Raw genomic sequence first — 12,741 nt, 5'->3', positions numbered from 1 at the left:
CATCTGACTCTCCGTGGGTTCGAGTGTGGAAACCCAAACCTACCGGAAAGGCCACGCTCACCGCCCATGGAATCTACGAATTTACGCCGACCGCATCACCGCGTCCGCGAGCAATCCCGCGAACAGCAGCAAGCCCGCATGCTTGTTCGACTTGAACAGGCGCAAACACAATTCCGGATCCTCGATCCGCAGGCGCACGATCTGCCACGCCAGATGCGCGGCGAAGGCGGCGAGGCCGAGCCAGGCCGGCCAGAGCGCATCGGCCGAGGCGAGCGCGACGCCGATCAGCATCACCGACAGCCCGTAGAACAGGATCAGCGCCTGGTGCGTATGCGCGCCGAACAGGCGTGCGGTCGACTTGATGCCGATCAGCGCGTCGTCTTCGGCGTCCTGATGCGCGTAGACCGTGTCATAGCCGATCACCCAGGAGATCGCGCCGGCATAGAGCACCAGCGCAGTGACGTCGATGCGGCCGAAGGTGACGGCAAACCCCATCAGCGCGCCCCAGGAGAAGGCAAGCCCGAGCACGATCTGCGGCCACCAGGTGATCCGCTTCATGAAGGGATAGATCGCGACGATCAGGAGCGATGCGATGCCGGTCGCGATCGCGAAGCGGTTGAACTGCAGCAGCACCACGAGACCGACCAGCGCCTGCAGGACCATGAAGGCCAGCGCCTGCTTCGTGCTCACCTGCCCCGACGGCAGCGGCCGCGAGCGGGTGCGCTCGACCTTGTCGTCGAGATCGCGGTCGGTGATGTCATTCCAGGTGCAGCCCGCGCCGCGCATCACGAAGGCGCCGATGAAGAACAGCACGATGGTGAGCGGCAGTCCGCGGACGTCATGCGCCATGCCGCTCGCGAGCGCCGCCGACCACCAGCATGGCATCAGCAGCAGCCAGGAGCCGATCGGACGATCGAAGCGGGACAAGCGGAGGTAAGGCCGTGCCCAAGGCGGCGCGAGCGTATCGACCCAGTTGCCGGTGGAATCGGCAACGCGGGCGGACGCGTCGCTCATCGGGTGAGGACGTTGCCGTTGAGCGTGTCGAAGGTGCTGCCGCCCTTCTTGCCGGCATTGGCCTCGGGCGCCGAGGCCGACCCCAGCACCTCGCTCAGCGACGGGCCTGCCGGGCGCGCCTGCTGTTGCTGCGCGACGTTGCAGACCTTGTTGGCCATGGCCTCGGTGTTCTTGTGGCCATCCTTCATCTGCGCGCCGACCTGCGCCGGAATTCCGCATTTGGCGGCGTGAGTCTCGATGTACTTGATCATCTTGCTCTCGGCCTGGCTGAAATTGCGGATCAGCTTGCAGGCCTCGTCAGGCGGCGCGTGACGGTCGCTCGCGGCCTTGATCAGCTTGCCGCGCTTCTCGGCTTCTTCGCGCAGGGGCATGAAGGCCTTCATGCAATCCTCGCCGGGACCGGCTTGCGTCGGCGGAGCCGCGCCGAAGGCACCGGCGCCACCGATCGGCGCCGCGCCGTTCACGGGAAATGACGATTGCGGAGTCGTACCGACCGACGCGGTCGGCGCCGCACCGTTCACCGGCGGAAACGGTGAACTGGCGGGGGCCTGGTTGGGCAGGGGAGCCGGGAACGCGCTTTGCGCATAGGCACAAGAGGCGCCCATGGTGACCATGGCGGCTGCGATCGGAACCATCAAATGACGGATCATCAAGAAAATCTCTCCGGCAGGAGCTTACGGGGTCCAGCGTCTTCCAATCGAAGCGCAACCAGCGTGCTCGCGATTTTACGATTCCCGCCGGCGCTTAACAACCCGCCGAATAGGGCAAGAGCGCGGCGCACCGACGCGGCTGCTTGGCAATATTTACCCCCGAAATGGCCGCTTTCGGTTAATAACGGCGCCAAATTGGACTTTTGAACGATGCCCTCCCACGATTTTCGAGCCCCCCGCCTGTTCGTCGATGCCCCCCTTGCCCAGGACGCCAGGGTCGCGCTCGACCGCGACCAGAGCAATTATCTCGGCAACGTGCTGCGGCTTTCCGCCGGGGCCGAGGTCTTGGCGTTCAACGGCCGGGACGGCGAGTGGCAGGCCGCCATTGAAGGCCGCAAGCGGCCGGACGGCCTCGTCGTCCTCCAGCAGACCCGGCCCCAGGACCGGCTTGCCGACCTCGCCTACGTCTTCGCCCCGCTGAAGCACGCCCGGCTCGACTACATGGTCCAGAAGGCCATCGAGATGGGCGCCGCCGCGCTGCATCCGGTTCTGACACGGTTCACCCAGGCCTCCCGCGTCAACACCGAGCGGATGCGGGCCAATGTCGTCGAGGCAGCCGAGCAGTGCGGCATCCTGAGCATCGCCAGCGTCGCAGAACCGGTGGCCCTGGAGCGCTTCCTCAGCCAGCGCCCGGCCGACCGCCTCCTGATCTTCTGCGACGAGGCAGCGGAGGTCGAAGACCCGGTTCAGAGCCTGCAAGCCGTGCGCGCGGCCGGACAAGGTATCGACGTCCTGATCGGCCCGGAAGGCGGCTTTGCCGAGGACGAGCGGGCCCTGCTGCTGCGGCAGCCCAAGATCCTCCGGCTCGCCCTCGGCCCCCGGATCATGCGGGCCGACACCGCCGCCGTGGCGGCGCTGGCGCTGGTCCAGGCGGTATTGGGCGATTGGGGCAGTAAAGGGGGCTAACCTAGATCGTGTCCCGCACGGCGCGACGCAGGGTCTCGGATGGCAGCTCTCCGAAGGCTGCCTTGTAACTCGCCGCGAACTCGCCCAGATGCCCGAAGCCGTGCGCAATCGCGCAGGCCTTCACACTGCGGTGCCCCCCGCCGTTGCCCAGCTGCTTGCGCACCGACCAGAGGCGCAGAACCCGGCTATAGCGATGCGGGCTGAGGCCGCAGATGGCCTGGGTCGCGCTCTGGAGCGTGCGGACGGAGACGCCCACCTGCTCCGCGAGTTCGGGCGTCTTGTGCCAGATCGTCAGATCCTGCCGGATCAGCCGTTCCATGTCTGCGACGATGCGCCGATAGCCATCCGTCGTGGACGAAACGGGTCTGTCCTTTGCGCTGCTGCTCAGCGCAGCTTCCATCGTGCTGAGCAGAGATTGCTCGACGGCGGTCAGCGACATCGGCTCGTTGAGAAAGTCCGGATCATGCGCTGCGATTTCGAGCGTGACGCAGACCAGACGACGCAACGAGGCAAGGACGTCCGAGGCCGGGTTCACCAGATGGTAGCCGTCACCCAGTTGCGTCCAGGGCTCGCGCCGGGGCGGGGTAAAAGACACGACGGCTATCAGCCGGCCCTCCGGCTCGTGCACCAGGCAATCGGAGACGCCTCTCAGAACCACGACGGAATGCCCTATCGATTGCCCGTTGATACGGGCCGAGGTGACGTGATCCATCGGCACCACGACGACGGCGGCATTCGTCAATTGATAGCCGCGAATGATCCGCGGAAAGGTCTTCACCAGGGACAGGGTCAGGCTCGGCAAGTCGAGCCGCGCACGCATGATGGCCGTCGCTCCCGGCGACAAGGGCATGCTGGACGCGCCGGCATATCTCTCCGTTTCGCCGAAATGGTCGATGTCATAGGCTCGCAGCTCGAGGGCCGACGAGGGCTTGAGACGCTGGAAGGATGTCGAGCGGCTGCCCGCCGGCGTTTCCGCTCCTTTGCGCGCGATATCGATATCGCCCTGATTCATGTTGTGCCGCTTACTTTGCTTTCCTTGCCGCGGCCGCCTTGGAAGCGCGCAGATCATCCGGCCCGTTGATGCCGGCACGCCTGAGATCGCGCAGCAGCTTGGTCAGCAGCAGCATGTTGGTCTTCTGCAGTTCGTGGTTGTTTCCGAACCTGAACGCGTTCTGCTCGGTCACGATGAGTCCGGCTTTGGTCTCTTCGAGGATCTTTCGCCGCTTCAATCCCGTGACGCGGCGGCGAACCGTCTCGAGCGGCAGGCTGAGGAAGCGCGACAGTGCCGCACGGGAGACGCCTTGCTTGATCACGTCCGGCTCGACCGCGTGGATGCTGGAGAACCTCTCGTCCAGCACCGGATCGTTCATCACATGAATGACGTTCGCGTTCAGGACCGCATGAATGATCAGAAGGTCCAGCGGATCGAATTCGTCATAGTGCCGGAACAGCTCGCTCATCGAGAACAGCATGTAGGCCAGCGTGTGTCGCGAGACCGTCCGGATAATGTCTGAAGTATTGCGCATGAATCGAAACCAGCATTTGTCTTGTAAACGATGGCTGCGGCGAACGGATCACCCGCCATACCCAAAATGAGTATGCGGCGGCTTGCCAGCGGTTCTCAGTTTCTCAATGTGACGCCGGAGCGTCGGCCGCATCGATCCATCGTGCGTCGATGCGTTCGCGAAGAGCGCGGGTCACATCGAGGTGACGATCGCGATGGGAGAGAGATGGCGATGAATGACGATGTCGTGCCGGACGCGAGCCGGTACGAGGAGCTGCGCCTCATCAGAGCCTTTCTCCGCCTCACCGACTCCGGCAGACGACAGAAGGTACTCGAATGCGCAGAGCGGCTGGCTCAGGAAGCCCCGTCCGCTGCGGCCACACCAGCCGTTGCCGCGACCGATGCCTCGGAGCCGGTCAGAGACGTCGCTCGGCCGACTGAATGACGCCGGCTCGCCAGCCGCAACAAAGGAGCTGCGGTATTATATTACTCAAGTCGAATGGAAAGCAGACCTTCTTTGCGGACCTGACCAACCGGCCTGCTTCGCGCCAAACTCGTTAAGCGATTGATCCTTTGGAGGTCGAAACCGCGCATCGGCCATGCTAAGGGCTGCGCAATTCCTGTCCTTCCCTGCCCTGCCCGGTTCCACCGGGACGATGGACCTCCGTCATGACCGCGACTGCCACCTCAAATGCTGCCGGCTCCGCCGCCTGGGCGGATACGCTGCTCTTGTCGTTCGCGCAGGCCGGCTATGTCAGGGCCGAGCCGGCGATCCTGCAACCGGCCGAGCCGTTCCTCGACCTCTCCGGCGAGGACATCCGCAAGAGCCTGTACCTGACCACCGACCTCACGGGCGAGGAGCTGTGCCTGCGTCCGGACCTGACCATTCCGGTCGCCCGCGACTACCTCGCCTCCAGCCGCGCCGGCCAGCCGGCCGGGTTCAGCTATCTCGGCCCGGTGTTTCGCTACCGCAGCGGCCAGGCCAGCGAATTCCTGCAGGCCGGCATCGAATCGTTCGGCCGCCAGGACCGTGCCGCGGCCGACGCCGAGACGCTGGCGCTGGCGCTGGAGGCGACCGCGGCCTTCGGCGTCCGCGATGTCGAGATCCGCACCGGCGACGTGGCGCTGTTCAACGCGCTGCTCGATGCGCTCGACCTCTATCCGGTCTGGCGCCGCCGCCTGGTCAAGGATTTCAACCGCAAGATCAGCCTCGAGCAGGACCTGGAGCGGCTGGCGGCTGCGACCACCGCGAGCCCAAGCGAATATCAGGGCGTGCTGGCCGCGCTCGCCGGCTCCGACCGCAAGGCCGCGCTCGCCTTCGTCACCGACCTGATGTCGATTGCCGGCACCACCAATGTCGGGGGACGCACCACCGCCGAGATCGCCGATCGCTTCCTCGAGCAGTCGACGCTGAAGGGCGGCGCGCTGCCGCGTGAGGCGATCACCGTGCTCAAGCGCTTCCTGTCGATATCAGGCAATCCCGACGATTCCATCGCCGCGCTGCGCGCGCTCACCGCCGATGCAAAGCTCGACCTTGCTGCGGCCATCGACCAGTTCGAGAGCCGGGTCGGCTTCATGGCCGCGCGCGGCATCGACGTGAAGCAGACGCGTTTCTCGACCGCGTTCGGACGCGGCCTCGACTATTACACCGGCTTCGAGTTCGAGCTGCATCACCGGGGCAACGGCGCCGAGCCGCTGGTGGCCGGCGGCCGCTATGACGGGCTGATGACCCAGCTCGGGTCGGCTGAACCCATTGCCGCGGTCGGCTTCTCGGTCTGGGTGGATGCGCTGACCAGGATCGGCCGCAAGGTGGAGGCTTGATCATGAGCGCGCCGTTCGTTCTGGCCGTTCCCTCCAAGGGCCGCCTGCAGGAAAACACGGAGGCCTTCTTCGCCCGCGCCGGCCTCAAGCTATCGAAAGCCGGTGGCGCCCGCGACTATCGCGGTATCATCGCCGGCCTCGACGATGTCGAGGTCGCCTATCTCTCGGCGAGCGAGATCGCATCGCAATTGTCGCGCGGCTTCGCGCATCTTGGCGTCACCGGCGAGGATCTGGTGCGCGAGAACATCGCCGATGCCGATAAGCGCGTGTCGCTGATCGACGGACTCGGCTTCGGCTTTGCCGACGTCGTCGTTGCGGTGCCGCAGGCCTGGATCGATGTCCGCACCATGGCCGACCTCGACGACGTCACCACCGGCTTCCGCGAGCAGCATCACATGCGGATGCGGGTCGCGACCAAGTTCGTCAATCTCACCCGCGCGTTCTTCCAGAGCCACGGCATCACCGATTACCGCATCGTCGAAAGCGCCGGCGCGACCGAAGGCGCTCCTGCGGCCGGCAGCGCCGAGCTGATCGTCGACATCACCACGACCGGCGCGACGCTCGCCGCCAACGGCTTGCGGGTGCTCGACGACGGCGTGATCCTGCGCAGCCAGGCCAATCTGGTCGCCTCGAAGGAAGCCGACTGGTCGCCGCAGGCGCGGGAGACCGCGCGGATCATCCTCGATCACATCGCCGCAAGGGCGCGGGCCAACAAATACCGCGAGGTCCGCACCCGCTTCCGGCAATGCGACGCCGCCCTGCTCGGCGAAGCCCATAGCCGGTTCGGCGTCGAAGCTCCGTTCGGCGGGCCGACCTCGTCAGGCATGCTGACGTTGCACTGCCCGCCAGGGCAGCTCTATGCGCTGGCGAGCTTCCTGCGCGAGCATGGCGCCGAGACCGTCTCGGTGGTCTCGCTGGACTACGTGTTCGACCGGGAGAACCCGCTGTTCGCGAAGCTCGAGACGTTCCTGCGGCGGTGAGCCCCAGGGCCGGTTCGGCTTTTCCGTTCAGCTTTGCGACAGCAAGCGGCAGCTACCATATGCTGTTGAGATGACTTTGAACGCCTCTGGAACCTCGACCGATGATACTGGGCTCTGACGTATCAGGCATGACGACCACCGCGAGCACCGCCGCCGCGAAGGGGCTGTCGATTGTCGTCCCCGTCTACAACGAGGCGGCAGGCCTCGCCGGCCTGCATCAGCGCATCTGCGATCTCGCGAAAACCCTGCGGGAGCGCTATCGGCTGTCTTGCGAGATCGTCTATGTCGACGACGGCAGCAAGGATGCGACCTTGGCGATCGCCCGTAGCCTGCCGGCCGATGCGATCGACGTCCAGGTGGTGTCGCTGTCGCGCAATTTCGGCAAGGAGGCGGCGCTGATGGCCGGCCTCGACCATGCCCGGCTCGGCGCCGTCATGTTCATGGACGGTGACGGCCAGCATCCGCCGGCCCTGATCGAGCAGCTGGTGCGGCACTGGATCGAAGACGGCTATGACGTCGTCTACACCGCCAAGGCGCATCGCGACAACGAGACCTTCCTGCGCCGCCTCGCCGTGCACGGCTTCTATGCGCTGATCAATTGGGGCGCACGGCAGAAGATTCCCGAGGACGCCGGCGACTTCCGCCTGCTCTCCCCGCGCGCTGTCGCCGCGCTCCGGCAATTGCCCGAGCGCAACCGCTTCTTCAAAGGCCTCGCCAGCTGGATCGGATTCCGCCAGATCCGGGTCGATTACGAGCCGGCGGCGCGCGCCCATGGCGTCACCACCTTCAACGCCGCAAGCCTGCTCGGCCTGTCGATCGAGGGCCTGACCTCGTTTTCGGTGGCGCCCTTGCGCTTCGCCAGCCTGTTCGGCGTCATTCTCGCCGGAGGCGCCTTCCTGTTCGGCCTTTCGATCCTCTGGGAGGTGCTCACGACCGGCAAGCAGGTGCCCGGCTATCCTTCGCTCGTGATCGGCCTGATGACGATCGGCGGCGTGCAGCTCATCATGATCGGCATCGTCGGCGAGTATATCGGCAAGATCCTCTCCGAGCTGAAGGCGCGCCCGATCTACTTCGTCGCCGAGCACAGCGAGAAGCACTTCGAGGCAGGCAAGGCGGACGACGATGCCAAGAGGACGGCGGCCGAATGAGCGCGGCGGCGCCGGCGCGACAGATCTGGCTCTGCGCCGACGATTACGGCATCAGCCCGGGCGTCAACCGCGCCATCCGCGACCTGATCGAACGCGGCCGCCTCAACGCCACCTCTGTGATGGTGGTGGGACCTGCGATCGCGCGCAGCGAGGTCGCAGCGCTCCAGGACGCCGCGACTGCGAGCCCGCGCTGCGGGATTGGATTGCACGTGACGCTGTCGGCGCCGTTCCGGCCGCTCACCATGCATTTCCGCCCCTTGGACGGCGACATGTTTATGCCGTTTCCAAAGCTGTTGCGCGCGGGCGTCTTGCGGCGGCTCGACCGGGAATTCGTCCGCAACGAGGTGAAGGCGCAGCTCGCCGCCTTCATGGACGCGTTCGGCCGCGCTCCCGACTTCGTCGACGGTCACCAGCATGTGCAGCTCTTTCCGCAGGTGCGCGACGGCTTCGTCGATGCGGTGGCCGAGGCTGCGCCAAACGCCTGGGTCCGCCAGGGCGGCCGCAATCTTCCGCTGAGGCATCGGCTGGCCACGCCAAAGGCCATGGTGCTCGACGGTCTCAGCGCGCAGTTCCGCCGCCGCGCCGGCAGCGCCGGCCTCAGCTTCAATCCCGCCTTTGCCGGCGCCTATGATTTCACGCGGGCGGCCGATTTCGGCGCGCTGATGCGGCAATTCCTGCAAGGCCTCCCCGACGGCGGCCTCGTCATGTGCCATCCCGGCTTCGTCGACGATGTCCTTGCCGGCCTCGACCCGATGACGGATGTCCGCGAGCGGGAGCACGCTTTTCTCGCCAGCGACGCCTTCGCGCGCCTGCTGGCGGACAGCCGCGCCACGCTGGGGTGAAACGGCGGAGGCAGGCCGCGGGGCAGCTTGTCGCATACCGAAATTTAATCCGGCCGGCACTGTTGGGGCCACAATGGAACCCTACATCTGGCTCGCGCTTGTTTTGCGCGAGGGAGACTGATCATGACGCCGCAGGAACGCCAGCTCGTCGACGACCTTTTCGCCCGGCTCTCAAAGCTGGAAAATGCACCGCGCGATCCCGATGCGATCGCCGCGATCTCCGATGGCCTGCGCAAGGCGCCCGGCGCGGTCTATGCGCTGGTGCAGACCACGCTGGTGCAGGACGAGGCGCTGAAGCGTGCGAATGCCCGCATCCAGGAGCTGGAAGCGGCGCATGCGCCCGAGCAGGCACAGTCCGGCGGCTTCCTCGACACCATGCGTGACACGCTGTTCGGCGGCGGCCCCTCGCGCGGCTCGGTTCCGAACGTGCCGCCGCGCGACTCGCGGCCGGCGTGGAACACCGGACAGGCGATGCAGACCCAACCCGGCTACGGCGCGCCGCCTTACGGACAAGGTCCGGGGCAAGGTTACGGTGCCCCGCCCGTGGGCGGCGGTGGCGGCGGCTCGTTCCTGGGCACCGCCGCGGCGGCCGCGGCCGGCGTCGTCGGCGGCTCGCTACTGCTCTCCAGCATCCGCGGCATGATGGGCGGCGGATCGCACCAGCAGGGCTTCGGCGACGGCAATTCGCTCGGCGACCGCAGCGCCGGTGGAAGTCCTTGGGGTGGCAGCGACCAGTCCGGCGGATCGCTCGCGCGCGATGCCGGCCTCAACGACATCGGCTCGAACCGGGATTCCCGCCAGGGCTTCTTCGACCAGGCGTCGAACGACGACCGGAGCAACAGCGATCACAGCTACGATGATCACGGCGACAACATGGACATGGCCGACGACAGCGATTTCGGCGGCGACGACGACGGCGGCAGCGACTACGCGTGACGTCGTCCGATAGCCGCACAAGCAAAGACGGCCGCCCGGATGGCGGCCGTTTTCATTTCGCAACTCAGGCGATCACAACACCACGACCTTGGTGCCGACATTGACGCGGCCATAGAGGTCGATGACGTCCTCGTTGCGCATGCGGATGCAGCCGGAGGAAACGTTGGTGCCGATGGTCCAGGGCTCGTTGGAGCCGTGGATGCGGTAGAGCGTCGAGCCCAGATACATCGCGCGGGCGCCAAGCGGATTTTCCGGACCGCCTTCCATGTGCCGGGGCAGATCCGGCCGGCGCGCCAGCATCTCGGCCGGCGGCGTCCAGTCCGGCCATTCGCGCTTGGCCGTGATCGACTTCACCCCGGACCAGGTGAAGCCGGGACGCCCCACACCGATGCCGTAGCGCATCGCCCGGCCGTTGCCCTCGACCAGGTAGAGGAACTTGTTCGGGGTATCGACGACGATCGTCCCGGGACTTTCCTTGCCGCTATAGTCAACGAGTTGTTTCTCGAATTTCGGATCGAGCGGACGCTGCCGCGGATCGACCGCCTCCTGCTGGAGCGCGCTTTGCTGATAGCCCCCCGGCTGATACCCGCCCTGTTGATACCCGCCCTGCATCTGCGGCTCGCCCATCGGCGGCAGGCGGCGCTGATCGTAATAGGCCGGCTGCTGCTGATACACCGGCCGCTCGGGCGCGTAGGCCGGACCGCGGCCGGGGCCGTCGCCGAACAGGAATTCGATGAAGCCGCCGCCCATGTTCGAATTGGAGGCGACGCGCACCGGCGCCGGCGGCAGTTGCGGCGCATAGAGCACCGCAGGCGGATCGCTCGGCACTCTGTTGTCGAAGGCGCCGGCGTCGCTCGCGCCGGCCATGAAGGTGCAGGCGCTGCCGAGCAGCGCGACAGACATTTTCTTGAACATCGACGTACTCTGTACTGTTTCGTCTAGATCACATGCGTCGTGGAGAGCCGGTGGCTGATCCGCACCCTTCGACGTGGTCAATAAAAGGCAAAAGCCGTTTTGTTTGGTAAACGGAAGGCGCGTTTGGATTCACCACGTCGCGAGCGCAGCGGCAATTTGGCGATCAGCGTTTATTTTCGATGAACGCGGCGCAGCCATGGTTAATCGCTTCTTTGCAATGCGGCGCGCGACGCCGCACAACAGTTCCGGCTGTGAACTTCGTGTTAAATCGCTTCTGCCTACAAAGACGCGTGTGTGAGGTGGGGGGAGTATCCTGATGGCTGTTCACCGCAAACGTTTTCGCGTCGAGGATATCGCTGGTGGCGAGATGCCGATTTTGGACGTAACCGAAGAGGCAATCCCGATGCATAGCGAGATCATGGCCGAGCTACGCGCGATCCGCGCGCAGATGGCGAAGGGCGTCACGGCGGCCCCGCTGTCCGGTAGCGCGGCCATGGCGGCGATCGACGCCTCCACCGCCCACGAGCTTTCCGAGGCTCGCACGATGCTCGAGACCTATCGGGCCCAGATCGAGCAGTGCGAGAAATTGAAGGTCGAGCTCGACCTGATCCATGACGCCATCGACCGCACCAAGCGCGAGATCGCGACGCTGCACGGCAAGAGCTTCGACGGCGGCGAGATGGCCAAGGTCAATGGCGAGCTCGGCGCAGTGGTCGGCGGCACCGAACAGGCGACGCAGCAGATCCTCGAAGCCGCGGAATCGATCGACCAGGCCGCCAGCGCGATGTCCAAGGTGGACTCGATCGACCAGCAGAAGCGGCTCGCCGACGACATCCAGGAACGTGTCATCTCGATCTTCGAAGCCTGCAACTTCCAGGACCTGACCGGCCAGCGCATCAGCAAGGTCATGACGACGATGAAGTTCATCGAGCAGCACATCAATGCGATGATGGACATCTGGGGCGGCGTCGACGCGATCAAGTCCCACGTGCCGGCGCATGTGGACAATCGCAGCGAGGACGAAAAGCTGCTCAACGGTCCGAAGCTCAACGGCGACGTCGGTCACGCCTCGCAGGACGACATCGACGCGCTGTTCGACTGAGCGGACGCGGACTACGGAATAGCAAAACGCCGGCCCTGGGGCCGGCGTTTTTTTGCTTTTGGTCATACACTCCGCTGTCATCGTCCGCGAAGGCGGACGATCCAGTATTCCAGAGACAGCGAGGCTCGAGCCGAGAAGCCGCGGCGTACTGGATGCCCGCCTGCGCGGGCATGACAAAGTGTGGTGACTACGCCCTCGGTGCGCAACGGACGTAGACCATGTTGCCGTAACGGGTGGCGGCGTCCTTGTCGATGAAGCGGGTGATCAGGACGCGGCCGTCGAAGGAGATGATTTCGCGGTCCTGGTCGCCCGGGGTCGGCCCCGCCGGCCCGATGTAGTTCTTGCCGCTCGGCGAGCCCTTCAGCCGCAGCTCCTGGGGCGTCGCCTGGTCGGCCAGATGCATGATCACGCCGCCGGAGGAACCGGCGGTGATCACGTAGGGATTCTTGCACTGGGCCCGGGCGGCCGCCTCGGTGCGGGCGCGGTCGGCCGGGTTCTGGAACGAGGCCAGACCCCAGCGGCCCACGATCTCGTCGGCGCGAATGGTCGCAGGCATTTCCGGGGCGACGCCCGGCTCCGCTTCGGGCGGCGGCGGGGACGACGAGAAGGACGGCAGGCTCATGCCGCCGCCACAGGCGCCCAGCAACAGCGCCAGACAAGAGGCAGCCGCCAGATTGGCAACCGCGCGCGCGTGAGCTGAACTGATCATGGCATTCCCCCGAGCAAGACCATGGCCGCACCCCTCCTGCAGCCAAGCGCAAAAAAGCTGCCGGAGCAATGACGTCCTTTGATACGTCGGCGCCCCGAACAAGTTTCCAATGCCACCATCCTATATCCGCCTCACCAATCGCTTAACCACCTTT

General features: G+C 65.8%; 14 protein-coding genes. 8 read left to right on the top strand and 6 right to left on the bottom strand.

Annotated features, from left to right (window positions below):
* Positions 1-81 precede the first annotated feature (81 nt).
* Complete coding sequence (ubiA, locus tag DCM80_RS16480) at positions 82-1,014, bottom strand: 4-hydroxybenzoate octaprenyltransferase (protein ID WP_257192664.1); 933 nt, start codon at positions 1,012-1,014, stop codon at positions 82-84.
* Positions 1,011-1,664, bottom strand: a complete 654-nt coding sequence (locus tag DCM80_RS16475; RefSeq protein ID WP_257192663.1) for a hypothetical protein — start codon at positions 1,662-1,664, stop codon at positions 1,011-1,013. The genes ubiA and DCM80_RS16475 overlap by 4 nt, the downstream gene beginning before the upstream one ends.
* A 210-nt stretch (positions 1,665-1,874) precedes the next feature.
* Between DCM80_RS16475 and DCM80_RS16470 the strand changes: the two genes are divergently transcribed.
* Positions 1,875-2,630, top strand: coding sequence for a 16S rRNA (uracil(1498)-N(3))-methyltransferase (locus DCM80_RS16470; RefSeq protein WP_257192662.1), 756 nt, complete (start codon positions 1,875-1,877; stop codon positions 2,628-2,630).
* Position 2,631: 1 nt separating this feature from the next.
* Here the strand turns inward: DCM80_RS16470 and DCM80_RS16465 are convergent, their stop codons facing one another.
* Both DCM80_RS16465 and DCM80_RS16460 read right to left on the bottom strand, forming a co-directional pair.
* Positions 2,632-3,642: an AraC family transcriptional regulator gene (locus DCM80_RS16465; protein ID WP_257192661.1), complete on the bottom strand. Its 1,011-nt coding sequence runs from the start codon at positions 3,640-3,642 to the stop codon at positions 2,632-2,634.
* A 10-nt stretch (positions 3,643-3,652) separates the two neighbouring features.
* Entirely contained in the window at positions 3,653-4,156 is a 504-nt protein-coding gene (locus tag DCM80_RS16460) for a hypothetical protein (RefSeq protein WP_257176453.1), read from the bottom strand.
* A 210-nt stretch (positions 4,157-4,366) separates the two neighbouring features.
* Here DCM80_RS16460 and DCM80_RS16455 point away from each other — a divergent pair, with 210 nt between their 5' ends.
* The 6 genes from DCM80_RS16455 (at position 4,367) to DCM80_RS16430 (ending at position 9,861) form a co-directional block, all read left to right on the top strand.
* Positions 4,367-4,579: a hypothetical protein gene (locus tag DCM80_RS16455; RefSeq protein ID WP_257192660.1), complete on the top strand. Its 213-nt coding sequence runs from the start codon at positions 4,367-4,369 to the stop codon at positions 4,577-4,579.
* Between the two features lie 224 nt (positions 4,580-4,803).
* Positions 4,804-5,955: an ATP phosphoribosyltransferase regulatory subunit gene (locus tag DCM80_RS16450; RefSeq protein WP_257192658.1), complete on the top strand. Its 1,152-nt coding sequence runs from the start codon at positions 4,804-4,806 to the stop codon at positions 5,953-5,955.
* Between the two features lie 2 nt (positions 5,956-5,957).
* On the top strand, positions 5,958-6,935 hold the full coding sequence (gene hisG / locus DCM80_RS16445; RefSeq protein WP_257192657.1) for an ATP phosphoribosyltransferase: 978 nt from the start codon (positions 5,958-5,960) through the stop codon (positions 6,933-6,935).
* 101 nt (positions 6,936-7,036) lie between these two features.
* The gene (locus DCM80_RS16440) at positions 7,037-8,083 is read left to right on the top strand and encodes a glycosyltransferase family 2 protein (RefSeq protein WP_257192654.1); all 1,047 of its coding nucleotides are present in this window, start codon (positions 7,037-7,039) and stop codon (positions 8,081-8,083) included.
* The gene (locus tag DCM80_RS16435) at positions 8,080-8,925 is read left to right on the top strand and encodes a ChbG/HpnK family deacetylase (protein WP_257192653.1); all 846 of its coding nucleotides are present in this window, start codon (positions 8,080-8,082) and stop codon (positions 8,923-8,925) included. The genes DCM80_RS16440 and DCM80_RS16435 overlap by 4 nt, the downstream gene beginning before the upstream one ends.
* A gap of 123 nt (positions 8,926-9,048) precedes the next feature.
* On the top strand, positions 9,049-9,861 hold the full coding sequence (locus DCM80_RS16430; protein ID WP_257192652.1) for a DUF2076 domain-containing protein: 813 nt from the start codon (positions 9,049-9,051) through the stop codon (positions 9,859-9,861).
* Between the two features lie 72 nt (positions 9,862-9,933).
* Here the strand turns inward: DCM80_RS16430 and DCM80_RS16425 are convergent, their stop codons facing one another.
* Positions 9,934-10,776 (bottom strand): L,D-transpeptidase, encoded by an 843-nt coding sequence (locus DCM80_RS16425; protein ID WP_257192651.1) that lies wholly within the window; start codon positions 10,774-10,776, stop codon positions 9,934-9,936.
* 316 nt (positions 10,777-11,092) lie between these two features.
* On the opposite strand from DCM80_RS16425, the gene DCM80_RS16420 reads away from it, so the two are divergent.
* Positions 11,093-11,878, top strand: coding sequence for a protein phosphatase CheZ (locus tag DCM80_RS16420; RefSeq protein WP_028134322.1), 786 nt, complete (start codon positions 11,093-11,095; stop codon positions 11,876-11,878).
* Between the two features lie 187 nt (positions 11,879-12,065).
* On the opposite strand, the gene DCM80_RS16415 is transcribed toward DCM80_RS16420, so the two are convergent.
* On the bottom strand, positions 12,066-12,587 hold the full coding sequence (locus DCM80_RS16415; RefSeq protein ID WP_257192650.1) for a hypothetical protein: 522 nt from the start codon (positions 12,585-12,587) through the stop codon (positions 12,066-12,068).
* Between the last annotated feature and the right edge of the window lie 154 nt (positions 12,588-12,741).

This window comes from Bradyrhizobium sp. WBOS08 (genome assembly GCF_024585125.1).
GTDB lineage: Bacteria > Pseudomonadota > Alphaproteobacteria > Rhizobiales > Xanthobacteraceae > Bradyrhizobium > Bradyrhizobium japonicum_B.
Note: the sequence above shows the minus strand (reverse complement) of the source record. Positions and strands in the feature narration are given on the sequence as shown.

Bases quoted from the DNA above. Each gene is read 5' to 3' on its own strand.
- DCM80_RS16470 (WP_257192662.1), top strand. From the start codon at position 1,875: ATGCCCTCCCACGATTTTCGAGCCCCCCGCCTGTTCGTCGATGCCCCC.
- DCM80_RS16455 (WP_257192660.1), top strand. From the start codon at position 4,367: ATGAATGACGATGTCGTGCCGGACGCGAGCCGGTACGAGGAGCTGCGC.
- DCM80_RS16415 (WP_257192650.1), bottom strand. From the start codon at position 12,587: ATGATCAGTTCAGCTCACGCGCGCGCGGTTGCCAATCTGGCGGCTGCC.
- DCM80_RS16435 (WP_257192653.1), top strand. From the start codon at position 8,080: ATGAGCGCGGCGGCGCCGGCGCGACAGATCTGGCTCTGCGCCGACGAT.
- DCM80_RS16465 (WP_257192661.1), bottom strand. From the start codon at position 3,642: ATGAATCAGGGCGATATCGATATCGCGCGCAAAGGAGCGGAAACGCCG.
- DCM80_RS16420 (WP_028134322.1), top strand. From the start codon at position 11,093: ATGGCTGTTCACCGCAAACGTTTTCGCGTCGAGGATATCGCTGGTGGC.
- DCM80_RS16475 (WP_257192663.1), bottom strand. From the start codon at position 1,664: ATGATCCGTCATTTGATGGTTCCGATCGCAGCCGCCATGGTCACCATG.
- DCM80_RS16450 (WP_257192658.1), top strand. From the start codon at position 4,804: ATGACCGCGACTGCCACCTCAAATGCTGCCGGCTCCGCCGCCTGGGCG.
- ubiA (WP_257192664.1), bottom strand. From the start codon at position 1,014: ATGAGCGACGCGTCCGCCCGCGTTGCCGATTCCACCGGCAACTGGGTC.
- DCM80_RS16430 (WP_257192652.1), top strand. From the start codon at position 9,049: ATGACGCCGCAGGAACGCCAGCTCGTCGACGACCTTTTCGCCCGGCTC.
- hisG (WP_257192657.1), top strand. From the start codon at position 5,958: ATGAGCGCGCCGTTCGTTCTGGCCGTTCCCTCCAAGGGCCGCCTGCAG.
- DCM80_RS16425 (WP_257192651.1), bottom strand. From the start codon at position 10,776: ATGTTCAAGAAAATGTCTGTCGCGCTGCTCGGCAGCGCCTGCACCTTC.
- DCM80_RS16440 (WP_257192654.1), top strand. From the start codon at position 7,037: ATGATACTGGGCTCTGACGTATCAGGCATGACGACCACCGCGAGCACC.
- DCM80_RS16460 (WP_257176453.1), bottom strand. From the start codon at position 4,156: ATGCGCAATACTTCAGACATTATCCGGACGGTCTCGCGACACACGCTG.